Here is a 23,832-nt window from a genome sequence, read left to right as displayed (position 1 = left end):
GCGCGGGGGCACCCGACCGACGATGGGGAGGGTGCCACATGAACGTACAGGCGATGTCACTCAGAGGTCGTAGCAAGGGCCGCCAGGCCGCGAACAGTTCGGCCATGGACGCCGCGGCGCGCTGGGGTTTCGCCGCGCGCGGCGTGATCTATCTACTGATCGGGCTGCTGGCGCTCCAGATCGCCTTCGGCGGTGGCGGCAAGCAGGCCGACCGCGGTGGGGCACTGGCCGAGATCGGCGAGAAGCCGATGGGCTCCTTCGTCCTGTGGGCCCTGGGCATCGGTCTTGTCGGCATGTCCCTGTGGCGGCTGTCCGAGGCGCTGTTCGGCGCCTCGGGGCCCGACGGCCACAAGGCGAGCAAGCGGCTGCTGTCCGCGGCGCGTTTCGTGTTCTACGGCTTCGTGGCCTACTCCGTGCTCAGCTTCGCCGCCGGCGACAAGAGCGGCTCGTCGGGCGACCAGCAGTCGCAGGACGTCACGGCCAGGGCGTTGGAGCTGCCCGCGGGCCAGTGGCTGGTCGGCGCCGCGGGCGTCGGCATCCTGGCCGCCGGCCTGTGGATCGGGGTGCGCGCCGCGAAGCGGTCGTATCACAAGCATCTGAAGCTCGGACAGATGTCCCACAAGGCGAAGCGCTTCATGGACGTGACCGGGGTCGGCGGCGGACTGGCGCGCGGACTGCTGTTCGCGGCCATCGGCTGGTTCGTGGTCAAGGCGGCCGTCGACTACGAGCCCGACAAGGCGAAGGGCTTCGACGACACACTGCGCTCCTTCACCGACACGCCTGCCGGCCCCTGGCTGCTGGCACTGGTCGCGCTGGGCCTCGTGCTCTTCGGCCTGTTCTCGTTCGGTATGGCGCGCTACCGCAAGGTCTGAGCCAGCAAGGGCTGAGCCCACGAGGCCCGTGCCGCGAGGCCCACTGCCGCATGCCGCCGCCCCGCCTCCGTGAAGAGGCGGGGCGGCGGCATCGCTGAGGAAGACACCGCCCCCGTACCGGGTTGGGGCCGGCACGGGGGCGGGGGTTACGGGGACGGGGCCGCCACTCAGCCCATGTGCGGGTAGCGGTAGTCCGTCGGGGACACGAGCGATTCCTTGATCGAGCGCGTCAGCGTCCACCGCATGAGGTTCTGCGGCGCGCCCGCCTTGTCGTTGGTGCCGGAGGCACGGCCACCGCCGAAGGGCTGCTGGCCGACCACGGCGCCGGTCGACTTGTCGTTGATGTAGAAGTTGCCCGCCGCGTAGCGGAGCTTGGCCATCGCGTCGGCCGCCGCCGCGCGGTCACCGGCGATGACGGAGCCGGTGAGCGCGTACGCCGAGACCGACTCCATCTGCGCCAGCATCGACTCGTACTCCGCGTCCTCGTAGACGTGGACGGCGAGGACGGGGCCGAAGTACTCCGTCGTGAAGACCTCGTTGGCCGGGTCGGTGCAGACGATGACCGTGGGGCGGACGAAGTAGCCGACGGAGTCGTCGTACGTACCACCGGCGACGATCGTGCACGCCGGGTCGGCGGCGGCGCGGTCGATGGCGGCCTTGTTCTTCGCGAAGGCCCGCTCGTCGATGACGGCGCCGATGAAGTTCGACAGGTCGGTGACGTCGCCCATGGCGATGGCGTCGACCTCCGCCGCGAACTCCTCCTGGAAACCGTCGTTCCAGATCGAGGCCGGGACGTACGCGCGCGAGGACGCCGAGCACTTCTGGCCCTGGTACTCGAACGAGCCCCGGGTCAACGCCGTCTTGAGGACACCTCGGTCGGCGCTCGGGTGGGCGACGACGAAGTCCTTGCCGCCGGTCTCGCCGACGATGCGCGGGTAGGAGCGGTACTTCTCGATGTTGCCGCCGACCGTCTTCCACAGGTGCTGGAAGGTCTTGGTGGAGCCGGTGAAGTGGATGCCGGCCAGCTCGGGGTGGTTGAGCGCCACGTCGGAGACGGCCAGCCCGTCGCCGGTCACCAGGTTGATGACGCCCTTGGGCAGCCCCGCCTCTTCAAGAAGACGCATCAGGAGCACGGCGGCGTGGGTCTGCGTCGGCGACGGCTTCCACACGACGACGTTGCCCATGAGCGCGGGCGCGGTGGGGAGGTTGCCGGCGATGGCGGTGAAGTTGAAGGGCGTGATCGCGTAGACGAAGCCTTCGAGGGGGCGGTGGTCGAGCCGGTTCCACACGCCGGTGGAGTTGGCCACGGGCTGCTCGGCGAGGATGCCGCGCGCGTACGAGACGTTGAAGCGCCAGAAGTCGATCAGCTCGCAGGGGGTGTCGATCTCCGCCTGCTGGATCGTCTTCGACTGGCCCAGCATGGTCGAGGCGGCCAGCGTCTCGCGCCAGGGGCCCGACAGCAGCTCGGCGGCGCGCAGGATGATCGCGGCGCGGTCGTCGAAGGACATCGCGCGCCAGCCGGGGGCGGCGGCCAGCGCGGCGTCGACGGCGTCCCGCGCGTCCTGCTCGGTGGCGTTGCCGTACGTACCGAGGACGGCCTGGTGGTTGTGCGGCTGCACGACGTCGAAGCGCTCGCCGCCACCCATCCGCTTCTCGCCGCCGATGGTCATCGGCAGGTCGACGGGGTGGTCGGCCAGCTCCTTGAGCTTGGCTTCGAGGCGGGCGCGCTCCGGGGAGCCGGGGGCGTAGCCGTGCACCGGCTCGTTGACCGGCGTGGGGACCTGGGTCACAGCGTCCATGAGGGCCGCATCTCCTTGATCAGTAGACGGTTTACGGTCGACGGTCGGGGCGGCGCGTCAGCCGCGGGTGGCGAGCGAACGCAGGAAGAAGGCGAGGTTCGCGGGGCGTTCCGCCAGCCGGCGCATGAAGTAGCCGTACCAGTCGGTGCCGTACGCGATGTAGACCCGCATCCGGTGGCCTTCGGCCGCGAGTCGCCGCTGCTCGGCCTCGCGGATGCCGTAGAGCATCTGGAACTCGTACGCGTCGTGCTTGCGTCCGGCCCTTACGGCGAGCTCCTGGGCGATCGCGATGAGGCGCGGGTCGTGGGACCCGACCATCGGGTAGCCGCTGCCCGCCATCAGGGTCTTGAGGCACCGCACGTACGCCTTGTCGACCTCGCCCTTGTCCTGGTGGGCGACCCGCGCGGGCTCCTTGTAGGCGCCCTTGACGAGCCTGACGCGCGATCCCGAGGCGGCGAGGGTCCGGCAGTCGTCCTCCGTACGGAAGAGGTACGACTGGACGACGGCGCCGGTCTCCGGGAAGCGCTCGCGGAGCGTCCGGTGGATGGCGAGCGTCGAGTCGACGGTGGTGTGGTCCTCCATGTCCAGCGTAACGGTGGTGCCGATCTCGGTGGCGGCCTCGACGACGGTCGTGATGTTGCGGAGCGCCAGGTCGTGGCCGTCGCGCAGGGCCTGCCCGAAGGAGGAGAGCTTCACCGACATCTCCGCGCGGGCGCCGAGCCCCAGCGGCGCGAGGGCCTCGATCAGCTTCAGATAGGCGTCGCGGGCGTGCAGCGCCGCCGACCGGTCGGTGATGTCCTCCCCGAGGACGTCCATGGTGACTTCGAGGCCGCTGTCGGCCATGTCCTGGATGACGGGCGTCGTACCGTCGACCGTCTCGCCGGCGATGAAGCGGTCGACGACGGGCCTGGTGACCGGCGCGGCCGAGACGGCACGCCGCATGAGGTCGCTGCGCGACGCGGCGAGAATCACGGGACCCAGCACAGGGCACCTCCATGGGAGAAAGAGCAGGCCGTACGGGGCGGGAACGCCCGGGGACGGCACGGAGAACCACTGTGAAATCTAGGGACCGGTCCGATCCTCTGCCATCGACAGCTGTCACGCATCCGTGGCCGGGATCTCAGACATATGTCTGAACGCGGTGCGAGAATGTCCGGGTGAAGGACGATTATCAGGAGCTGGTCGACGAGATCTCGGCGCTGCTCGGCATGCCGCTGACGCTGGAGAACAGGGACTTCGGGCTGATCGCCTTCGGTGTGCACGACAGCGAGGACGAGGGTGTGATGGACCCCGTCAGGACGCGTTCGATCCTGACACGGAAGTCCACCCCGGCGGTGCGGGCCTGGTTCGAGGGTTTCGGCATCACCCGCGCGACCGGCCCCGTGCGGATCCCCGCCGCGCCGGACGCCGGGGTGTTCCGGGGGCGGATCTGTCTGCCGGTACGGCACCGGGACACGGTGCTCGGTTACGTATGGCTGCTCGACGACACCGGTCAGGGCCCCACCGACGACCGATTGGCGGCGGCCATGGAGGTGACGGGGCGGATCGGGGCCCTGCTCGCCGAGGAGGTGAAGGCGGGCACCGACCTGGCGCGTGAGTTCCGCGCCGTGCTGACGGCGGAGCGTGGCTGGCAGGGCGACATGGCGGTGGAGGCGCTCCGTACGGCGCTGGGGCCGGGGGCCGACGGGCAGCACATGGTGGTGTGCGTGGCGCCGTGGGTCGGCGCCGACCCGGCGGTGCGCTCGGTGCCCGGCACGGCGGCGCTGTGCACGCTGCCGGAGCAGTCCGGCCCGCCGGAGCTGACGGACGGTGCGGCGGACGGCGCCGGGGACGGCGCGCACCGCCGGATCGGCGAGGTGCCACGCGCGCTGGCCGTGCTCGTACGGCTCAGATCACCCGACGCCCTGGCGCCGGCGCTCGCCGCCACGGCCCAACTTCGGGAGACGGCGGGCCCCGGGGCCACCGCCGGGGCGGCGACGCCGCGCCGTGGCCTGGCCGAACTGCCCGTCGCCTGGCACGAGGCGGTGGCGGCGGCCCACGCCTCGGCCGTGCAGCCGCGGTTCGGCACGGTGGCGCGGTGGTCGGAGATCGGCCCGTTCCGGCTGCTGACATCGCTCCCGCCGGGCATCGACCCCGCCGTACGCCCGCTGCTGACGCCGGCGAACACGGAGCTGACGCACACGGCGGAGGTCTACCTCGACTGCGCGGGCCAGGCGGGCCGTACGGCCTCGAAGCTCGGAATCCACCGCCAGACGCTCTACTACCGGCTGTCGCGTGTCGAGAAGCTCACGGGCCTCGACCTGGCGGACGGCGAGGACCGGCTGCTGCTGCACATGGCGCTGAAATCCGCGCGGCTCAGGTCCTGATCGCGCACGCGCGTTCGCCGAGGTCCGCCCCGCCTCTTCACACTTCCTCCGCATGGGGAATAGTCGTGGCCGAATGACGGACTCCGGGGAGGGGACACACGTGAACGACGCGACGGCGGGCAACGGGATGGCCAGGGGCAGTTCCTGGGAACTGACGGACCGGCAGGGCGGGGAACTGGCGGCGCGGTGGTGGCAGTGGGCGCTGTCGGCGCCCGACCACCGCAGCCCCGTTCTGGACGAGACCGGTGAGCACGCCGGCTGGAACCAGCCGCGCGACCTCTGGTTCCTCGCGGGCACCTACGGCGGACACGTCGTACGACGCTGCGATCTTCCCTCCGGACGACCGGTGTTCTTCCCGATCCTGAACGTCCAGCGCCCCGTCGCGTATGTGAAGCGCCGTCTCGCCATGCCCGTGGCGCGCGCGGAGGCGAGCCTGAACGGGGTGCCGCTCCCGCTGCGGGAGTTCACCTCGCCGACGTTCGAGGCGGCGACGTGCCGGCGCAACTCGTGGGGCGTGTACGCGGCCATGACGCCGCTGCTCCCGGGGCAGTACGTGCTGGAGATCAAGGCGGCGTTCCACAACGGCTTCTGGGTCGACACGACGTACCACCTGAACGCCACGGGCTGAGGCCCGTGCGTGCCGCCCCGTGTCCGGGACACGGGGCGGCACGCACGACAGGCACGGTGGGACGACGGGCACGACGGCGCGACAGGCACGACGGCGCGGGCGGCCCGGCAGCGAGAGGTAGAGCTGCTGACGGGGGCCTCAGGCCAGGTCGTCGCCGAGGATCGCGCGCAGGCCGTCGGTCAGATCGCGCGCCGACGGCGCCGTCTCCGGGTCGACCATCCACTGCACCATCACGCCCACGAGCATCGCCTGGGTGAGAAGGCCGACGACCCGCGCCTTCTCCGGCTCCGACGTCGGATCGACGCCGAACATGCCCTCCGCCAGGCCTTCGCGGCCCTCCATCTGCTTTGCCGCCAGAACCTTCTGAAGCCCGGGGTCGGTCTCCATGCGGGAGACCACCTCCATCTGGAGCTGCCAGAGTGAGCGGCTCTCCTCGTGCGAGGCGACGATCTTCGCCCACACGTCCTCGAAGTGGTCCAGCGACGCCGGCGCGATCGATGGCAGACCGTCATCCGCCGCGAGCGAGTCCGCGGTTGACTCCCCCGGCGCCCCGTCCGCGCCGACCGCCCCGTCCGGCTCCGTCACGAGGTCGCCCCACTGCTCCGTCAGGGCGATGAACGCCTCGTGAAGGAGCGCCTCCTTGGAACCGTAGTGGTAGCCGATGGACGCCAGGTTGGCGCCGGAGGCGGCGACGATGTCGCGGGCCGTCGTCCTGGCGTACCCCTTCTCCAGCAGGCAGCGCTTGGCACCTTCGAGCAGATCTTCGCGATGTCCCATGCCCGGAAGCGTAGCGCGAGTCCATACACACGTCACATACACATGTCATACACGATCGTCCCACACAGCCGTATCACACGACCGTCCTGTACGATCGTCATAGACAATCGTTTATGACGGATGTACATTGCCCGTCATGACGAATCCCGCCTCGCTCCGCGCCGGCCGCAAGGAGTGGACCGCCTTCGCCGTCCTCCTGCTGCCTCTCCTCCTGGTCTCGATGGACGTCTCGGTCCTCTACTTCGCGATCCCCGCGATCACCGAAGAGCTCGCCCCGAGCGCCACGCAGCAGCTGTGGATCTTCGACATCTACGCGTTCGCCCTCGCCGGGCTGCTCATCACGATGGGCTCGCTGGGCGACCGGATCGGCCGCCGCCGGCTCCTGCTGATCGGCGCCGCGGCCTTCGGCGTCGCCTCGGTCGGGGCCGCGTACGCGCAGAGCGCCGAGATGCTCATCGCCGCACGCGCGTTGCTCGGCATCGGCGGCGCCACGCTGATGCCGTCGACCATGGGTCTGGTGCGGAACATGTTCCGCGACGCCAAGCAGCGCGGTCAGGCGATCGGCATCTGGTCGGGCGCCATGGCGGGCGGTGTCGCGCTCGGTTCGGTGATGAGCGGCGTCATGCTCAACCACTTCTGGTGGGGCTCGATCTTCCTCGTCAACGTGCCCGCGATGCTGCTTCTGCTGGTCCTGGCGCCGGTGCTGGTCCCGGAGTTCAAGGACCCGGAGCCCGGAAGGTTCGACCTGCTCGGCGTGCCGCTGTCGATGGGCTTCGTGCTGCCGATCGTGTACGGCCTCAAGGAGTTCGCCGCCGAGGGATTCGGCACCGCGGTCGCGATATCCCTGTCCGTCGGGCTGGTGACCGGTCACGTGTTCGTCCGCCGCCAGCGCACCCACGCCGACGCGATGATCAGCCGCGAGCTGTTCCGGGGGCGCGGCTACGGCTCCGGAGTCGTCCTCAACACCGTCGCCAGCTTCGCCATGATGGGCTCGGCCTACTTCACCACCCAGTACCTCCAGTCGGTGCTCGGCATGGGCACCCTGGAAGCCGCGCTGTGGAGTCTGGCCCCGTCGATCGCCGTCGGCGTCGCGGCCCCCACCGCGACAGTCATCGCCCAACGGGTGGAGCGGGCCTACGTGGTCGCCGCCGGCTTCGCGATCGCGGCACTCGGATACGGCCTGCTGAGCCTGGTCGACACCGACTCGCTCTGGGTCCTGCTGGGCGGGGCGAGCGTCATCGGCTGCGGCATCGTCACTGTCATGGCGCTGGTCTCGGACATGGCGATGGCGGCGGCCCCGGCGGAGAAGGCCGGTTCGGCGGCGTCGGTCCTGGAGACGGGGCAGGAGTTCGGCGGCGCGCTGGGCATGGCGCTCCTCGGCACCGTCGGCACCGCCGTCTACCGCCAGGACATCTCCGACTCGGTCCCCGCCGGCCTGCCCGACGGGGCACTGGATTCCGTACGCGAGACACTGGGCGGCGCGACCGTCGTCGCGGGTCAACTCCCGCACCGTGTTGGCGAGTCGGTGCTCGAAGCCGCCCGCGAGGCGTTCGTGCACGGGATGCAGATCGCCGCCGTCGGAGGCGCCGCGCTGCTGGTCGCCGCCGCCGTCCTGGCCGCGACACTGCTGCGCCGGGCGAGCGCCCCGGCGGGCGCGTGCGCTGGCACGGGCGCGGACTCCCTCAAGGAGGAGGCGGCGGGGCTGGTCACCACCGACTGATCACCGCGACGTCGCCGCGCGGGGACGGTTCCGGCGGGAGCGGGGACAGCGAAGGGGCCCGGGAGACAATCCCGGGCCCCTCGTCGCGCCGAGCGTTCCAGCGGCCGGATCAACCGGTCAGCCGGAACCGGCAGATCGGATCGGATCAGCCGGTCAGTCGCTCAACCGAATGAGACGGATCAGTCGGATCAGTCGGTCAGATCCACCGAGCGCGCCGAGTTCGCGCCGATCTCGTCCGAGATCTCCGCGAGTACGGCCGGCGGCACGTTGTCGTCCACGGACAGGACGACCAGCGCCTCGCCGCCCTCCTCCGCACGCGAGACCTGCATCCCCGCGATGTTCAGCCCCGCCTCGCCGAGAATCCGGCCCACGGTGCCGACGACGCCGGGACGGTCCTCGTACCGCATGACGACCATGTGGTCGGCCAGCGAGACGTCGACGTCGTAGTCACCGATCGCGACGATCTTCTGCAGATGCTTCGGCCCGGCGAGCGTGCCGGCGACCGACACCTCCTCGCCACCCGCGAGCGTGCCGCGCACGGTGACGACGTTGCGGTGGTCGGGCGACTCGCTCGACGTCGTCAGACGCACCTCGACGCCGCGCTCCTGCGCGAACAGCGGCGCGTTCACATACGAGACGGTCTCGTCGACGACGTCCTCGAACACGCCCTTCAGCGCGGACAGTTCGAGCACCTTCACGTCGTGCTGCGTGATCTCGCCGTAGACCTCGACATCGAGACGTACGGCGACCTCGCCCGCCAGCGCCGTGAAGATCCGGCCCAGCTTCTCGGCCAGCGGCAGACCGGGCCGTACGTCCTCGGCGATGACGCCTCCCTGGACGTTGACCGCGTCGGGCACCAGCTCACCGGCGAGCGCGAGCCGTACCGACCTGGCGACCGAGACACCGGCCTTCTCCTGCGCCTCGTCCGTCGACGCGCCGAGGTGCGGGGTGCAGACGACCTGGTCGAACTGGAAGAGCGGGGAGTCCGTGCAGGGCTCCTTCGCGTACACGTCCAGACCGGCGCCCGCGACGCGGCCCTCCTTGAGCGCGGAGGCCAGCGCCTCCTCGTCCACGATCCCGCCGCGCGCGGCGTTGACGATCCGCACGGTCGGCTTGACCTTGTGCAGCGCCTCGTCGCCGATCAGGCCGAGGGTCTCGGGGGTCTTCGGCAGGTGCACGGTGATGAAGTCCGACACCTCCAGCAGCTCGTCCAGCGAGAGCAGCTTGACGCCCATCTGCGCGGCGCGCGCGGGCTGCACGTACGGGTCGTACGCGACGATCTTCATCCCGAACGCGGACATGCGCTGCGCGACCAGCACACCGATACGGCCGAGGCCGACGACGCCGAGCGTCTTCTCGCTCAGCTCGACGCCCGTGTACTTGCTGCGCTTCCACTCGCCGTTCTTCAGGGCGGAGTTGGCCTGGGGGATGTTGCGCGCCGTGGCGACCAGCAGACCGCAGGCCAGCTCGGCGGCGGTGACGATGTTCGAGGTGGGCGCGTTGACGACCATCACGCCGGCCTTGGTGGCGGCGGAGACGTCGACGTTGTCGAGACCGACACCGGCGCGGGCGACGACCCTCAGCTTCTTCGCCGCGGCGACGGCCTCGGCATCGACCTTGGTCGCGGAGCGGACGAGGATCGCGTCCACGTCGGCGATGGCGGGCAGCAGTTCGGCGCGGTCGGCGCCGTTGCAGTGGCGGATCTCGAAGTCCGGACCGAGCGCGTCGACGGTGGCGGGCGACAGCTCTTCGGCGATGAGTACAACCGGCTTTTCATTGGAACGCGAGCTCACGTGGGTCCTCACAAGTCCATTGCGGACGGCCGTCCCGACGGCCGCAGGCGGCGGAGGGTGCCAGGCCCTGGTCCGGGCCTGATCGCGTGGAAGACGCACGACGTTGTGGGCCTGACGCGTATGTGTTCAGCAGTGTAGTGGTGTCGTGGGCGGGGGTTTCCCGCCCGGGCGGGCGGATCACCCGTACGTGGCCGGACCCCCCGTAAGCGCTTACCGAAAGGCCGTCCGACGACCGGCCGGACGACCGGCGCGGGCGGATCGTACGACCGCCCCGGGGCCGACCCGACCGGCGGTCCGACCCGCAGTCCGCCCGGCAGTCCGACCGGCGATCCCACCCGCGGTCCGACGACCGGTGCGGGGGGGGCGATCGTACGACCGGTCCGGTGCCGGACCCGGAGCACCGGGCCGGCACCGGAGAGGGCTCAGGCGTCGTCGTTGTCGACCCAGCTCATGAGCTTGCGCAGCTCACGGCCCGTGCTCTCCAGCAGCGAGTCGCTGTCGGCCTTCTTGTACTCGTTGTACTTCTTCAGACCGCCGTGGTACTCGTCCATCCAGTTCTTGGCGAACGTACCGTCCTGGATCTCGGCCAGGATCTTCTTCATCTCGGCCTTGGTCTGGTCCGTGATGATCCGCGGGCCGCTGACGTAGTCGCCCCACTCGGCGGTCTCGGAGACCGACCAGCGCATCTTGTCCAGGCCGCCCTCGTACATCAGGTCCACGATCAGCTTGAGCTCGTGGAGGCACTCGAAGTACGCGATCTCCGGCTGGTAGCCGGCCTCGACCAGCGTCTCGAAGCCCGCCTTGACCAGCGCGGACGTACCGCCGCAGAGGACGACCTGCTCACCGAAGAGGTCGGTCTCGGTCTCCTCGCTGAAGGTCGTCTTGATGACGCCGGCGCGGGTGCCGCCGATGCCCTTCGCGTAGCTCAGGGCCAGCTCGAAGCCCTTGCCGGTGGCGTCCTGCTCGACGGCCGCGATGCACGGCACGCCGCGGCCCTCCTCGTACTGGCGGCGGACCAGGTGGCCGGGGCCCTTCGGGGCGACCATCGCGACGTCGACACCCGCGGGCGGCTTGATGAAGCCGAAGCGGATGTTGAGGCCGTGGCCGAAGAAGAGCGCGTCGCCGTCCTTCAGGTTGTCCTTGACGGACTCCTCGTAGACCTGTGCCTGGATCGGGTCCGGCACCAGGATCATGATCACGTCGGCCTCGGTGGCCGCCTCGGCGGGCGTCACCACGCGCAGGCCCTGCTCCTCGGCCTTCACCTTGGACTTGGAACCCTCGTGCAGACCGACCCGGACGTCGACACCCGAGTCACGGAGCGACAGCGCGTGGGCGTGGCCCTGGCTGCCGTAGCCGATGACCGCGACCTTGCGGCTCTGGATGATGGACAGGTCGGCATCGTCGTCGTAGAACAGCTCGGCCACTGGGTCTTCTCCTTGGTGTGCAAACTGGGGTGTCGCTGGTGCTGGTGTCGCGGTAAGCGTGTCGCTGTGGCCCCCACCGTACGGCGGGGCGGGTAAAGGGAGCCTCACGGTCTCGGCATACGAACCGCGGTGCCGCGGGGCCCCGGCGGAGGCGGGCTACGCGCTGCGGTCGAGCGACCGGAGGCTGCGGTCCGTGATGGACCGGGAGCCGCGCCCTATGGCGATCGTGCCGGACTGGACGAGTTCCTTGATGCCGTACTGCTCCAGCATCTTCAGCATCGCGTCGAGCTTGTCACTCGAACCGGTGGCCTCGATGGTGACGGCCTCGGGTGAGACGTCCACCGTCTTGGCGCGGAAGAGCTGCACGATCTCGACGATCTGGGAGCGGGTCTCGTTGTCGGCGCGGACCTTCACCAGGACGAGCTCGCGCTGGATCGCGGCGCCGGGCTCGAGTTCGACGATCTTCAGGACGTTGATCAGCTTGTTGAGCTGCTTGGTGACCTGTTCGAGCGGCAGGTCCTCGACATTGACCACGATGGTGATGCGGGAGATGTCGGGGTGTTCGGTGACACCCACCGCGAGTGAGTCGATGTTGAAGCCGCGCCGGGAGAACAGGGCGGCGATCCTGGCGAGGATGCCGGGCGTGTTCTCCACCAGGACGGAGAGGGTGTGCTTGGAAGACATTTTCGTCGTTCTTTCTCTCGCTCTCGGCATCCGGCTCAGTCGTCCAGGCCGTCGCCGAAGTCGGGGCGCACACCCCGGGCGGCCAGGACCTCGTCGTTGGAGGTGCCCGCGGCGACCATCGGCCAGACCTGGGCGTCCTCGTGGACGATGAAGTCGACCACCACGGGGCGGTCGTTGATGGAGTTGGCCTTGGCGATCACGGCGTCCAGGTCGCCGGGCGACTCGCAGCGCATCGCCACACAGCCCATGGCCTCGGACAGCTTCACGAAGTCGGGGATGCGGGTGCCGCCGTTGGGCTTCGCGTCGTCCGCGCGGCCTGAGCCCTCGAAGGAGCCGCCGTCCGCCACGTCGGGGCCGCTGTGCAGGACGGTGTTGGAGTAACGCTGGTTGTAGAAGAGGGCCTGCCACTGGCGGACCATGCCCAGCGCCCCGTTGTTGATGATCGCGACCTTGATGGGGATGTTGTTGAGGGCGCAGGTGACCAGTTCCTGGTTGGTCATCTGGAAGCAGCCGTCGCCGTCGATCGCCCAGACGGTGCGGTCGGGCCGGCCGGCCTTGGCGCCCATCGCGGCCGGGACCGCGTAGCCCATCGTGCCCGCGCCGCCGGAGTTGAGCCAGGTGGCGGGCTGCTCGTAGTCGATGAAGTGGGCGGCCCACATCTGGTGCTGGCCGACACCCGCCGTGTAGATCGTGTCGTCCGGGGCGAGCTGCCCGATGCGCTGGATGACCTGCTGGGGGGAGAGACTGCCGTCCGCCGGCTGGTCGAAGCCGAGCGGGTACGTCTCGCGCCATCGGGTCAGATCGCGCCACCAGGCGCCGTAGTCACCGACGTTGCCCTCGGTGTGCTCGGCCTGGACCGCCTGGACGAGGTCGGCGAGGACCTCGCGGGCGTCGCCGACGATCGGCACGTCGGCGGCGCGGTTCTTGCCGATCTCGGCCGGGTCGACATCGGCGTGGACGATCTTCGCGTACGGGGCGAAGCTGTCGAGCTTGCCGGTGACGCGGTCGTCGAAGCGGGCTCCGAGGGCGACGATCAGGTCGGCCTTCTGCAGCGCGGTGACGGCGGTGACCGATCCGTGCATGCCCGGCATTCCCACGTGCAGCGGGTGGCTGTCGGGGAACGCGCCCAGTGCCATCAGGGTGGTGGTGACGGGGGCGTTGGTCAGTTCGGCGAGAACGCGCAGCTCGGCGGTGGCACCGGCCTTGATGACCCCGCCGCCGACGTACAGCACCGGGCGCTTGGCCTGGGTGATCAGCTTGGCCGCCTCGCGGATCTGCTTGGCGTGCGGCTTGGTGACGGGGCGGTAGCCGGGGAGTTCCTGGGTGGGCGGCCAGGTGAAGGTGGTCTTCGCCTGGAGGGCGTCCTTGGCGATGTCGACCAGCACGGGGCCCGGGCGGCCCGTGGAGGCGATGTGGAACGCCTCGGCGATGGTGCGCGAGATGTCGTCGGCCTTGGTGACCAGGAAGTTGTGCTTGGTGATCGGCATCGTGATGCCGCAGATGTCCGCCTCCTGGAAGGCGTCCGTGCCGATCGCCTTGCTCGCGACCTGGCCGGTGATCGCGACGAGCGGCACGGAGTCCATGTGCGCGTCGGCGATCGGGGTGACCAGGTTGGTGGCGCCGGGGCCCGAGGTGGCCATACAGACGCCGACCTTGCCGGTGGCTTGCGCGTAGCCGGTGGCCGCGTGGCCCGCGCCCTGCTCGTGGCGGACCAGGATGTGGCGGACCCGGGTGGAGTCCATCATCGGGTCGTAGGCGGGGAGGATGCAGCCGCCGGGGATGCCGAATACCGTGTCGGCCCCCACTTCCTCAAGAGAGCGGATGAGGGACTGCGCGCCCGTGACGTACTCAACGGTGGCGGACGTGGGTCCGCCGTTACGGGCGCGCGGCGTCGGGTGTGCCCCGGTGGCCTGCTCGGTCATCGTCAGTCTCTTCTCGAAGCTGAGGGTTTTTGCGGGGGTTTGGGCTGTGCCAGTACAACAAAAAACCCCTCGTGCCGTGAGGCAGGCGAGGGGAGCGCGTCGGTGCGGTCTGCAGGGCCGGTGGCGGACACTGCTTCAGCCGACGCGCTGTCCAAGTACGAGAATTCGGGTGCGCATGGCATTGACCCTCCCCCTGACGCGCTACCACTGTCAAGTGGGTGGGACCGGCGTCTCAACATTTGAGCGGAGGGGCGGTCGGGTGATGGGCCTGGGGATCATGTCGGGGGTCGCCGCGCGCGTACGGCGCACGGGCAGCGCGCCTCCGGTGAGGACCGGCAGCGGGGCCGCGACGGGGAGCGGATAGTCGCCGCGGACCAGGGCACGGCGCAGCCGGTACTCGTCCAGGGGACCCGAGAACGCCATTCCCTGGCCGTGGGTGCAGCCCATGGCGCGGAGCGCGAGGACCTGCTCGGGAAGGTCGACGCCCTCGGCCACCGAGACCATGCCCAGGTCGCAGGCGATACGGAGCAGTCCCGCCGTGATCTTGTGCAGCCTGGCGGACTCGACGACGCCCTCGACCAGCCCGCGGTCCAGTTTCAGTACGTCGACGGGGAGCCTGCGCAGTGCGTTTATCGCCGCGTAACCGCTGCCGAAGCCGTCGAGCGCGATCCGTACGCCCAGTCGGCGCAGCGCGACCAGACGGTGCTCCAGCTCGTCGATGGACGCGCGGGGGTCACTGTCGGACAGCTCGATCAGCAGCGCCCCGGAGGGGAGCCCGTGGCGGGTGAGAAGCGCCTCGATGGAGCCGAGGGGCATGGACCGGTCGAGCAGCCTGCGGGCGGAGAGGCGGACGGTGACGGGCACGAGGTGGCCCGTCCGGGCGCGCTCGGCGGCCTGTGCGACCGCCTCTTCGAGCAGCCACCGTGATAACTCGGCGGTCCGGTCGCTGTCGTCGGCGACACGGAGGAACTCGGTGGGGGTGAAGAGGATTCCCTGGGCGGAGCGCCAGCGGGCCTGTGCGGCCACGGCGGAGATCTGCCCGGTGGCCAGGTCGACCACGGGCTGGTGGAGAAGGGCGAACTCGCCGTCGCGCAGGGCGGTGCGGAGCCGGACGGCCAGCTCCGTACGGCGGACGACGTCGGCCTGCATCTGGGGCGCGTACAGCTCGACGCGGTCCTTGCCTCCGGCCTTGGCGCGGTACATCGCGAGGTCGGCGTTGCGCATCAGGTCGGTGGGGGTGATGCCGGGCTCGGCGAAGGCCACGCCGATGGAGGCGGCGACACGGACATCGTTGCCTTCGATGCGGTACGGCTGCGAGAGCCTGAGGCGCAGCCGGTCGGCGATCTCGTGGACCTGGTACTCACGGGCGCTCTGGTCGTCCGTGCCGTCGCCGACGATGAGGGCGGCGAACTCGTCCCCCCCGAGGCGGGCGGCGGTGTCCCCGGCCCGTACCGAGTCCTGGAGGCGGCGGGCGGCGTGGATCAGCAGCTCGTCACCGACCTGATGGCCGAGACGGTCGTTGACGCCCTTGAAACCGTCGAGGTCGATGAAGAGCACCGCCGTACCGGGGTCGCCCGCGCGGCGCCCGGAGAGGGACTGGCGGACCCTCTCGGTGAACAGCGCGCGGTTGGGCAGGTCGGTGAGCGGGTCGTGTTCGGCATTGTGCTGCAACTGGGCCTGGAGCCTGACGCGTTCGGTGACGTCGCGGCTGTTGAGGATCAGTCCGCCCTGATGCCGGTTGACGGTGGATTCCACGTTCAGCCAGTCGCCCGAGCCGGATTTGAAGCGGCATTCGATACGGGTGGTGGGCTCCTCCGTGGGAGGGGCGGCGAGGAAGCGGCGTACTTCGCGTTTGACCCGGCCGCGGTCGTCGGGGTGGATGATCGATTCCAGTGCGGCGCCGACGAGACCGTCCGCCTCGCGTCCGTAGACCCCGGCCGCCGCCGGGCTGACGTAGTCGAGGGTGCCCTCGGGTCCGGCGATCATGATGACGTCGCTCGACCCCTGGACCAGGGAGCGGAAGTGGTTCTCCTTCTGGGCCAGTTCATGCGCGAGCGCGATGTTGTCGACGAGCATGATGCCCTGCCGTACGACCAGGGCGAGGACGACCGTACAGCCGGTGAGGACCACCACGCGGTCGACCCGGCGGCCCTCGATGACGTTGTACAGGATCCCCAGGGTGCAGACGGCGGCGGCGAGATACGGCGTGAGGGCCGCCAGGGAGCCCGCGATCGGCCTGCTGGGCTGTCTGGACGGGCGAGGGGGCCGGACCGGCTCCGGAATACCCTCGTCCGCTCCGCGGACGCCCCAGGGCGCGTAGGCGAGCAGGAGGGAGCCGGCGAACCAGCCCGCGTCGAGCAGTTGGCCCGAGCGGTAGGTCTCGCGGAGCAGGGGGGAGGTGAACAGGGCGTCGCACAGGACCGTGAGGGCGAGGGCGGCGATGGCGGAGTTGATGGCCGTACGGCTGCCGGCCGAGCGCCGGAAGTGCAGGGCGAGCACCATGCTGACGAGCACGATGTCCAGCAGTGGATACGCCAGGGAGAGCGCGGCGTGCGCGACCGTCTCGCCGTCGAAGTGCGTGGTGTGCGCGAGGGCGAGGCTCCAGGAGAGCGTGAGGAGCGAGCCGCCGATCAGCCACGCGTCGAGACCGAGACAGACCCAACCGGCTTTGCTGACCGGTCGTTTGGCGAGGACGAGCAGGCCGACGATGGCCGGCGGCGCGAAGCAGAGGAAGAACAGGTCGGCGAGGGAGGGGCTCGGTACGGGCTGGTCGAGCACGACCTCGTACCAGCCCCAGACCGCGTTCCCTCCCGCGGCCATGGCGGAGGAGAGCGAGAAGAGCAGCCAGGCGGGCCGGAAGCGGCTGCCGTTGCCGCGGGCGTAGAGGAAGCAGGAGACGGAGGCGATGAGGGCGGCGATGCTGAGGCCGAAGTCGCCCATGAACAGGGCCACTTCGCGTGATCCCCAGCCGAGGGCCGCGCCCGTGGCGTAACCGCCGCAGATCAGGGCGAGCAGGAGTTGCGTGAGGAGGCCCGTACCGCCTCCTCCGCCGTCGGGGCCGCTGTCGTTGCCGCTCTTGATGCCGTCGTCCGGGTCGGTGCGGCGGCCGAGGAGCGCCCCGGGGGCGTTCACGGGGTCACCTCGGGGGGTGTCGCCGTCACCGCCGAGGGGCTCGCCACGGACACCGGTGAAGTGGTCGCGGTCTCCGGGGATCGCCCCGGCGGGTCCGAAAGCCGTCGTGGGCGGCCCTTCCGCGTCGGATCTTTCGTCCATCGGCAGTACATCGCCCGTCGCCCCCCTCGGATTCTGATCGCTCCGCCACGTCGCCCGCACGACGCGGCCCCCAGATCGGGACGATACACCAGACTCGTCACTCAGGGACATAGTTCTTCTACTCTCCGTGACGAGCAGGGGAGTTGTCGAGTCCGGGTCCGGGTCGGCCGGCGGCTCAGCCGGTGGTGAGCACCTGGTTGCGCAGAGCGTCTCCCGCGGCGTAGCGGGTGAGTTGGTCCGCGAGCAGACGCTTGGCACGCGGGAGGAAGGCCGAGGTGGATCCGCCCACGTGGGGGCTGATGAGCACACCCGGAGCATGCCAGAGAGGGTGGCCCGCCGGGAGGGGTTCCGGATCAGTCACGTCCAGTGCGGCTTTTATCCTTCCGCTTTTCAGCTCGGCGAGGAGCGCCGCGGTGTCGGCGACCTGGCCCCGCGCGACGTTCACGAACAGCGCGCCGTCCTTCATTCGGGCGAGGAACTCCACACCGACGAGGCCCTTCGTCTGCTCGGTGAGCGGCGTCGACACGATCACGATGTCGGCCTCCGGAAGCAGGTCCGGCAGATCGGTGAGCGCGTGCACGGGGCCGCGCTCGGTGGCACGGGCGGAGCGCGCCACGCGCGCCACCCGCGCACACTCGAAGGGCGCGAGCCGGTCCTCGATGGCCGAGCCGATCGAGCCGTAGCCGACGATCAGCACGGACTTGTCTGCCAGCGCCGGGTAGAAGCCGGAGCGCCACTCCTCGGTCTCCTGGCCCCGGACGAAGCCGGGAATGCCGCGCAGGGACGCGAGGACGAGTCCGACGGTGAGTTCGGCGGTGCTGGCCTCGTGGACGCCCTTGGCGTTGCAGAGGCGTACGCCGGAGGGCAGCGAGTCCAGTCCGGGGGCCACATGGTCTATGCCGGCGGAGAGGGTCTGTACGACGCGTACGGAGGTCATCGCGGCGAGCGGGCGGAGCGCGATCTCCATGCCCTTCATGTACGGGACCACGTAGAACGCGCAGTCGGCCGGATCGGCGGGGTACTCGTCGGCCCCGTCCCAGTGGCGGTAGGCCGGGCCCGTGGGGAGTCCTTCGATCTCGTCGGCCGGGATCGGCAGCCATACGTCTGAAGTCATGGTCGGGAGGCTATGCGACGCCTCCGGGCGGTGAGGAGCGGGCCTGGCCTTGTGGGGGCGGAAGGGGCCGCCGGGCGGCGGACCGCGGCGGGTGAGCGGGGCGGGTGGGTGGTCCGGTGGGGATCGCCGGGGCGCGGTCGGCGTGGGAGTCGTGGATCCGATACCGGGTGGATGGGAACCTGGACGCGGGCCGCGGTGTATGAAACGTAGAGACGCAGCCGTCGAAGGGATCAAGACCGTGCAACGTGCTCCAGTGACGGCCATGTTGGCCGCAGCGGCGCTATTCGTGGTGACCGCCTGCTCGTCCTCCGACGGCGGGGCGGAGTCGGGCGGCCCGGCGGGTTCGCCGTCCGCGTCGGTGTCCGACGGGGCGACGCCTCCGGACGGCGAGGCGCAGCCGTCGGCGCCGCCCGCGAAGGGCTCGGCGAAGGTGGTCTCCACACTGACCGAGGGCCTGAAGTCGCCGTGGGGGATGGCCGCGCTGCCCGAGGGGGATCTGCTGGTCTCCTCGCGTGACGAGGGGACGATCACCCGGGTCGACGCGGAGGACGGCAGGAAGACCGAGGTCGGCGAGGTGCCCGGGGTCTCTCCCGGGGGTGAGGGCGGTCTGCTGGGCCTCGCGATCTCGCCGTCGTTCGCGTCGGACACCTATGTGTACGCGTACTTCACGACGGACTCGGACAATCGCATCGCCCGGATGCTGTACGACCCGAAGCGGCCGGTGGGCCAGCAGTTGGGCGCGCCGGACACGATCCTGCGGGGCATCCCCAAGGGCAACATCCACAACGGCGGGCGGATCGCCTTCGGTCCGGACCGGATGCTCTACGCGGGCACGGGCGAGTCGGGTGAGACGGGTCTCTCGCAGGACAAGAAGTCCCTGGGCGGGAAGATTCTGCGGATGACCCCGGAGGGTGAGCCGGCGCACGGCAATCCGGAGGCGGATTCGGTCGTGTACACGTACGGGCACCGCAATGTGCAGGGTCTCGCCTGGGACTCGGAGAAGCGGCTGTGGGCCTCGGAGTTCGGCCAGAACACCTGGGACGAGCTCAATCTGATCGAGCCGGGCAAGAACTACGGCTGGCCGGAGGCCGAGGGCAAGGCGGGGAAGCCCGGCTTCGTCGACCCGGTGGAGGAGTGGAGAACGGCCGACGCGTCGCCGAGCGGTATCGCGTTCGCGAAGGGGTCCATCTGGATGGCGGCCCTGCGCGGTGAGCGGCTCTGGCGGATCCCGCTGGCCGGCGTGAAGCCGTCGGCGGACCCGCAGGCTTTCCTGGAGGGCAAGTACGGCCGTCTGCGCACGGTGGTGGCGACCGGGGACGGGGCGCTCTGGCTGCTGACGAGCAACACGGACGGCCGTGGTACCCCGAAGCCGGGAGACGACAGGATCGTCCGGGTGGACATCACCTAGCGGGGGCGAACGCGGCGCCGCTGCCCCGGGGCCACGTACCCGTCCGGGGACGCGGTGCCCGTCCCCGCCCGGAACCGGTGGTCCCAGCGTGGGTTGCTCGTGGGGGCGTGCGCCCATCGTGGAGGTTCACGGCCAGGAAGCCTTCCGGGCGACTGTCCGCGCACCCGGCGCGACCGGGTTCGGCCCGAGGACGCCGTCCGGCCGTCCGTGGGTTCGGCCCGGGGCCGGGCGTCGCGGGCCGCGAAGGCCGACGGGGGCGTGTCCGGGCTGATCGACCGGGGGTACGCCCGCGCGGGTCCTGGGCCGTATCTCGGCGCTCTCACGGCCAACCGGACGACCCTGGCGCCGACCGTGCTTCGCGCGGGGCGTGAACGCGTTGAGCGCGCTCTTTCCGGAACGGGGGCTGCGCGAGTTCTTCCGCGAGCAGCCGGGTCACGCTTCCCGCTTCCCGCCCAGGGGCGTCGCCCCTCTGCCGGGCGGGGCGGCGGTCCCCGGCTGGCCGAACGTCACTCGACGGGCTCACGCTCGTGGAGCGTTCCCTCGTCGGTGATCCCGATCCGTGCGACGAGAAGTTCGCCCCGCCGGGCGCGTCCGGCAGGGCGGTCCAGCAGGGCGCTCGTGAACGTGGCACGCCTGGCGTCGCTCGGAGTCGTACGGGCGGCTTCGGCTTCTCCTGGCACCCCGCCGAGCGGTCCTAGAGGTGCGTCGGTTCCAGGTCGGTGAAGAGCTGGAGTCGGTGGGCCATCGCCGCCGCCTCCGTGCGGCCCGAGACGCCCAGCTTGGCAAGGATGTTGGAGACATGGACGCTCGCCGTCTTGGGCGAGATGTAGAGCTCCTCGGCTATCTGACGGTTGCTGCGGCCCTCGGCGACCCGGCGCAGGACGTCCTGTTCGCGCGGGGTCAGGCCCAGTGAGCTGACGGCGTCGGGCGGCGGGGCGAGCCTCGGTGTGGTGGAGAGGCTGATGCGGGCGCGGCCGGCGAGGAGTTCCGTCTGCTCGACGAGGAACCGCGCGCCGAGATGCTTCGCCGTGGTGTGGGCCTGTACCAGGAGAGCGGCGGCCTTCTCCCGGTCGGCGGTCGCGGCGAGGAGGTCGGCGGCCCAGAGGCGGCGGGTGTTGGCCAGTTCGTACGGCCGTGCCAGCCCCTCGAAGGCGGCAGCCGCGCGGGCCCACAGCTTGGGGGCGACGATGCCGTCGGCGCGGGCCAGTTCGGCTTCGAGCAGCAGGTCGTACGCCCGCCAGACCGGGACGACGGCGGGCAGCCGCTTCGCCTGGTCGCGGACGGTCGCCAGGATCGCCTCACGTCCGGCGTCGGCCTCCGGCAGCCCGCGCGCGTCCGCCTCCATCGCGGCGGCCGAGCAGAGCAGCGGAAGGGCGTACCGCTGCATGCCCGGCGGGAAGCCCTGCGCCACGACCTGTTCGAACTCGGCGCGGGCCTCGGCGAGCCTGCCCTGCCGCGCGGCGCTGACCATCGCCAGTCTGGTCGGTGCGATGACGTGCTGGGGCTGTGGATCGTGCGGCCCGAAGACCGCGCGGGCCAGGGTCACCTGGCTCCCGGCCTCGGCGAACTCGCCGCGCCCGAGGGCGAGGGTCGCGCGCCGGACGGCCACCAGGGCGCGCGCCTTGGGTGCGTGGGCGATCCGGGCGGCCTCCTCGATCGCGGACTCCACCTCGGTCCAGCGGCCGAGCGAGAAGAGGGATTCGCTCAGATTGGCCCGGACCCAGGCCTCCTTGTCGGTCAGCCCCCGCTGATGGCAGAGGCTGATGCCCAGTTCGGCGGCGGCGACCGCCTCCTCGGAGCGGCCCACGCTCTCCAGTGTGGACGGCAGGTTGATCGTGACGCGGCCCAGGAGGGTGAGCGCGGCGACGTTGCCCAGTTCGATGACGCGGTCCCGTACCGCGTACATCTCGGCCAGGCCCTCCTCGATGGATCCCGCCTCGGTGGTCAGCCAGCCGCGGGTGAGCCGGGCGTTCAGTTCGATGTTCTCCGCGCCGACCAGACGCGCGTACTCCACGGCGCGGTCGGCGGCGGCCAGGCTGTTGGCGCCGGGCCGGTGCAGGGCGCCCCAGCCGGCGACGTCGGAGAGGACCGAGGCGTGCACGGCGGACGGCGGCAGGCCGAGCACCAGGTCCTGGGCGGTGGCCAGTTCGTCCCAGCCGTCGCCGCGTGAGAGGTCCTGCACCAGCCGGGAGCGCTGGGTCCAGAACCAGGCGGCGCGCAGCGGGTCGTCCACGGTCTCCAGCACCCGCAGGGCCTTCTTGGACAGCGCGAGGGCCCGCTCGCGGTCGCCGCCCGAGCGTGCCGCGACGGTCGCCTCGGACAGCAGGTCGAGATAGCGCAGCGGGGCGCTCCCGCCTTCGCCGCTGGGCGGGTGGACCTCGGTGTCGTCCGGGGGCCTCAGGCAGGCCCGTACGGAGTCGGGCGCGGAGTCCCACAGCTCCATGGCGCGCTCCAGCAGCCGCAGTTGCTCCGCGTGGGCGTAGCGCCGCCGGGCCTCGACGGAGGCGAGCAGGACGACGGGCAGGGCCTTGGCCGCGTCGTGCGCGTAGTACCAGTAGCTGGCGAGGCGCGTGCTGCGCTCGTCGTCGCGTACGAGGGAGGGGTCGGCCTCCAGGGCTTCGGCGAGGCGGCGGTTGAGCCGGGAGCGTTCGCCGGGGAGGAGGTCGTCGCTGACGGCCTCGCGGACGAGCGAGTGCCGGAAGCGGTACCCGTCGCCGTCCGCCGTGGTGAGGAGGATGTTCGCGCCGACGGCGGCCCGCAACGCCTCGATCAGGTCGTCCTCGGAGAGCTGCGCGACGGCCATCAGGAGGGGGAACTCGACGGTGGCGCCGCCCTCGGCGACGATCCGCGCGACGCGCTGGGAGTTCTCGGGCAGCGTTTCGACGCGGACGAGCAGCAGATCGCGCAGGGAGTCGGTGAGCCCGGAGCGGCAGCCGGACTCGAAGGCGACGGCCAGCTCCTCCACGAAGAACGCGTTGCCGTCCGAGCGTCCGAAGATCTCGTCGACCAGGTGGGGTGCCGGCTCGTCCCCGAAGATGCCCCGCAGCTGTCCCCGGACCTCGGCGTGGCTGAAGCGGGAGAGTTCGATCCTGCTGACCGTACGCAGCCGGTCCAGCTCCGCGAGGAGCGGACGCAGCGGGTGGCGGCGGTGGATGTCGTCGGCGCGGTAGGTGGCGATGACGAGGAGCCTGCCGCGTCGCAGCGTACGGAAGAGATAGGCGAGCAGATGGCGGGTGGAGGCGTCCGCCCAGTGCAGATCCTCCAGGACGAGGACGACCGTCCGGTCGGCGGCGACGCGCTCCAGCAGCCGGACGGTGAGTTCGAAGAGGCCGGCCCTGCCGTGCTCGCCCAGGGCGCCGCTCTCCGAGGGGCCCAACTCGGGCAGAATCCTGGCCAGTTCGCCCTCCTGGCCCTCGGCAGCCGCGGCGATCTCCTCGGGCAGTCGCCGCCGCAGGCCGCGCAGGGCAGCGGAGAAGGGCGCGAAGGGCAGTCCGTCGCCGCCGATCTCCACGCAGCCGCCGATCGCGACGAAGGCTCCGTCACGGCAGGCCACCGAGGTCAGCTCCTCGATGAGCCGGGTCTTTCCGACCCCCGCCTCACCACCCACGAGCAGGGCCTGCGGCTCGCCGGAGGCGGCGCGGGCGAGCGCCTCGGTCAGTACGGTCAGCTCCCCGTCGCGACCGACGAACACGGGACTGACGGACTTGGTCTCCACGATGCCGAGCATCGCACAGGGGTCTGACAGCGCGGCACTCGTTATCTCGGGCACGGCGGTCGCCGCACGCGCCTCCGGCGCGTGCGGCGAGGGCCGGTCCGACGTCTTCAGGAGGCCGGGGCGGGCTCCCATCTCCGTACGCCCGTCACGCCGCGCGCTCGAAGCGGCTACGGAGCGAGTCCACCCGCCCCTCGCCCTTGTTCCGGGCGTTTCGCGCGGCCTCCTTGCGGGCCTTGCGGACCTGGCGGATCAGCCGCCGGTGGTCGGCCTCGCCGATCAGCTCGGCCGCCCGCATCCGGTACATCTCGTAATCGAACATTCCGACTCCCCTGTCACG

17 protein-coding genes are annotated in these 23,832 nt (G+C 70.9%); 5 read left to right on the top strand and 12 right to left on the bottom strand.

Annotated features, from left to right (window positions below; all coding sequences use genetic code 11):
- Nucleotides 1-38 precede the first annotated feature (38 nt).
- Nucleotides 39-872 (top strand): DUF1206 domain-containing protein, encoded by an 834-nt coding sequence (locus ACFWU9_RS29965; protein WP_384323951.1) that lies wholly within the window; start codon nucleotides 39-41, stop codon nucleotides 870-872.
- Between the two features lie 167 nt (nucleotides 873-1,039).
- On the opposite strand, the gene pruA is transcribed toward ACFWU9_RS29965, so the two are convergent.
- Nucleotides 1,040-2,671, bottom strand: coding sequence for an L-glutamate gamma-semialdehyde dehydrogenase (pruA, locus tag ACFWU9_RS29960; RefSeq protein ID WP_384323950.1), 1,632 nt, complete (start codon nucleotides 2,669-2,671; stop codon nucleotides 1,040-1,042).
- A gap of 57 nt (nucleotides 2,672-2,728) precedes the next feature.
- The gene (locus ACFWU9_RS29955) at nucleotides 2,729-3,655 is read right to left on the bottom strand and encodes a proline dehydrogenase family protein (protein WP_384323948.1); all 927 of its coding nucleotides are present in this window, start codon (nucleotides 3,653-3,655) and stop codon (nucleotides 2,729-2,731) included.
- A 173-nt stretch (nucleotides 3,656-3,828) separates the two neighbouring features.
- Here ACFWU9_RS29955 and ACFWU9_RS29950 point away from each other — a divergent pair, with 173 nt between their 5' ends.
- On the top strand, nucleotides 3,829-5,037 hold the full coding sequence (locus ACFWU9_RS29950; RefSeq protein WP_384323946.1) for a PucR family transcriptional regulator: 1,209 nt from the start codon (nucleotides 3,829-3,831) through the stop codon (nucleotides 5,035-5,037).
- A 100-nt stretch (nucleotides 5,038-5,137) separates the two neighbouring features.
- A complete protein-coding gene (locus tag ACFWU9_RS29945) occupies nucleotides 5,138-5,665 on the top strand; it encodes a hypothetical protein (protein ID WP_384323944.1) in 528 nt (175 codons plus the stop codon).
- Between the two features lie 138 nt (nucleotides 5,666-5,803).
- On the opposite strand, the gene ACFWU9_RS29940 is transcribed toward ACFWU9_RS29945, so the two are convergent.
- Nucleotides 5,804-6,442 carry a TetR/AcrR family transcriptional regulator gene (locus ACFWU9_RS29940; RefSeq protein WP_384323942.1) on the bottom strand — a complete coding sequence of 213 codons (639 nt, stop codon included), beginning with the start codon at nucleotides 6,440-6,442 and terminating at the stop codon, nucleotides 5,804-5,806.
- Between the two features lie 136 nt (nucleotides 6,443-6,578).
- On the opposite strand from ACFWU9_RS29940, the gene ACFWU9_RS29935 reads away from it, so the two are divergent.
- A complete protein-coding gene (locus ACFWU9_RS29935) occupies nucleotides 6,579-8,162 on the top strand; it encodes an MFS transporter (protein ID WP_384323940.1) in 1,584 nt (527 codons plus the stop codon).
- A 188-nt stretch (nucleotides 8,163-8,350) separates the two neighbouring features.
- On the opposite strand, the gene serA is transcribed toward ACFWU9_RS29935, so the two are convergent.
- The 6 genes from serA to ACFWU9_RS29905 form a co-directional block, all read right to left on the bottom strand.
- Nucleotides 8,351-9,955: a phosphoglycerate dehydrogenase gene (gene serA, locus ACFWU9_RS29930; RefSeq protein WP_384323938.1), complete on the bottom strand. Its 1,605-nt coding sequence runs from the start codon at nucleotides 9,953-9,955 to the stop codon at nucleotides 8,351-8,353.
- A 422-nt stretch (nucleotides 9,956-10,377) separates the two neighbouring features.
- Entirely contained in the window at nucleotides 10,378-11,379 is a 1,002-nt protein-coding gene (gene ilvC, locus ACFWU9_RS29925) for a ketol-acid reductoisomerase (protein ID WP_384323936.1), read from the bottom strand.
- Nucleotides 11,380-11,535: 156 nt separating this feature from the next.
- Nucleotides 11,536-12,063 carry an acetolactate synthase small subunit gene (gene ilvN, locus ACFWU9_RS29920; RefSeq protein ID WP_384323934.1) on the bottom strand — a complete coding sequence of 176 codons (528 nt, stop codon included), beginning with the start codon at nucleotides 12,061-12,063 and terminating at the stop codon, nucleotides 11,536-11,538.
- Between the two features lie 35 nt (nucleotides 12,064-12,098).
- Nucleotides 12,099-13,985, bottom strand: a complete 1,887-nt coding sequence (locus ACFWU9_RS29915; protein WP_384323933.1) for an acetolactate synthase large subunit — start codon at nucleotides 13,983-13,985, stop codon at nucleotides 12,099-12,101.
- Nucleotides 13,986-14,195: 210 nt separating this feature from the next.
- Nucleotides 14,196-17,117: a putative bifunctional diguanylate cyclase/phosphodiesterase gene (locus ACFWU9_RS29910; RefSeq protein ID WP_384323972.1), complete on the bottom strand. Its 2,922-nt coding sequence runs from the start codon at nucleotides 17,115-17,117 to the stop codon at nucleotides 14,196-14,198.
- Nucleotides 17,118-17,433: 316 nt separating this feature from the next.
- On the bottom strand, nucleotides 17,434-18,372 hold the full coding sequence (locus ACFWU9_RS29905; RefSeq protein ID WP_384323931.1) for a 2-hydroxyacid dehydrogenase: 939 nt from the start codon (nucleotides 18,370-18,372) through the stop codon (nucleotides 17,434-17,436).
- 253 nt (nucleotides 18,373-18,625) lie between these two features.
- Between ACFWU9_RS29905 and ACFWU9_RS29900 the strand changes: the two genes are divergently transcribed.
- Nucleotides 18,626-19,780 carry a PQQ-dependent sugar dehydrogenase gene (locus ACFWU9_RS29900; protein WP_384323929.1) on the top strand — a complete coding sequence of 385 codons (1,155 nt, stop codon included), beginning with the start codon at nucleotides 18,626-18,628 and terminating at the stop codon, nucleotides 19,778-19,780.
- 506 nt (nucleotides 19,781-20,286) lie between these two features.
- Here the strand turns inward: ACFWU9_RS29900 and ACFWU9_RS29895 are convergent.
- From ACFWU9_RS29895 to ACFWU9_RS29885, 3 genes are all read right to left on the bottom strand, one after another.
- Nucleotides 20,287-20,460, bottom strand: a complete 174-nt coding sequence (locus ACFWU9_RS29895; RefSeq protein ID WP_384323927.1) for a hypothetical protein — start codon at nucleotides 20,458-20,460, stop codon at nucleotides 20,287-20,289.
- Nucleotides 20,461-20,474: 14 nt separating this feature from the next.
- Nucleotides 20,475-23,507 (bottom strand): AAA family ATPase, encoded by a 3,033-nt coding sequence (locus ACFWU9_RS29890; protein WP_384323970.1) that lies wholly within the window; start codon nucleotides 23,505-23,507, stop codon nucleotides 20,475-20,477.
- Between the two features lie 133 nt (nucleotides 23,508-23,640).
- Nucleotides 23,641-23,814 carry a hypothetical protein gene (locus ACFWU9_RS29885; RefSeq protein ID WP_384323925.1) on the bottom strand — a complete coding sequence of 58 codons (174 nt, stop codon included), beginning with the start codon at nucleotides 23,812-23,814 and terminating at the stop codon, nucleotides 23,641-23,643.
- Nucleotides 23,815-23,832: the final 18 nt, after the last annotated feature.

The organism is Streptomyces sp. NPDC058653 (assembly GCF_042716895.1).
In the GTDB taxonomy this organism is placed as follows: domain Bacteria; phylum Actinomycetota; class Actinomycetes; order Streptomycetales; family Streptomycetaceae; genus Streptomyces.
Note: the sequence above shows the minus strand (reverse complement) of the source record. Positions and strands in the feature narration are given on the sequence as shown.

Coding starts and splice junctions, on each gene's coding strand:
- ACFWU9_RS29965 (WP_384323951.1), top strand. CDS start 39: ATGAACGTACAGGCGATGTCACTCAGAGGTCGTAGCAAGGGCCGCCAG.
- pruA (WP_384323950.1), bottom strand. CDS start 2,671: ATGGACGCTGTGACCCAGGTCCCCACGCCGGTCAACGAGCCGGTGCAC.
- ACFWU9_RS29940 (WP_384323942.1), bottom strand. CDS start 6,442: ATGGGACATCGCGAAGATCTGCTCGAAGGTGCCAAGCGCTGCCTGCTG.
- ACFWU9_RS29935 (WP_384323940.1), top strand. CDS start 6,579: ATGACGAATCCCGCCTCGCTCCGCGCCGGCCGCAAGGAGTGGACCGCC.
- ilvN (WP_384323934.1), bottom strand. CDS start 12,063: ATGTCTTCCAAGCACACCCTCTCCGTCCTGGTGGAGAACACGCCCGGC.
- ACFWU9_RS29915 (WP_384323933.1), bottom strand. CDS start 13,985: ATGACCGAGCAGGCCACCGGGGCACACCCGACGCCGCGCGCCCGTAAC.
- ACFWU9_RS29905 (WP_384323931.1), bottom strand. CDS start 18,372: ATGACTTCAGACGTATGGCTGCCGATCCCGGCCGACGAGATCGAAGGA.
- ACFWU9_RS29890 (WP_384323970.1), bottom strand. CDS start 23,507: ATGCTCGGCATCGTGGAGACCAAGTCCGTCAGTCCCGTGTTCGTCGGT.
- ACFWU9_RS29885 (WP_384323925.1), bottom strand. CDS start 23,814: ATGTTCGATTACGAGATGTACCGGATGCGGGCGGCCGAGCTGATCGGC.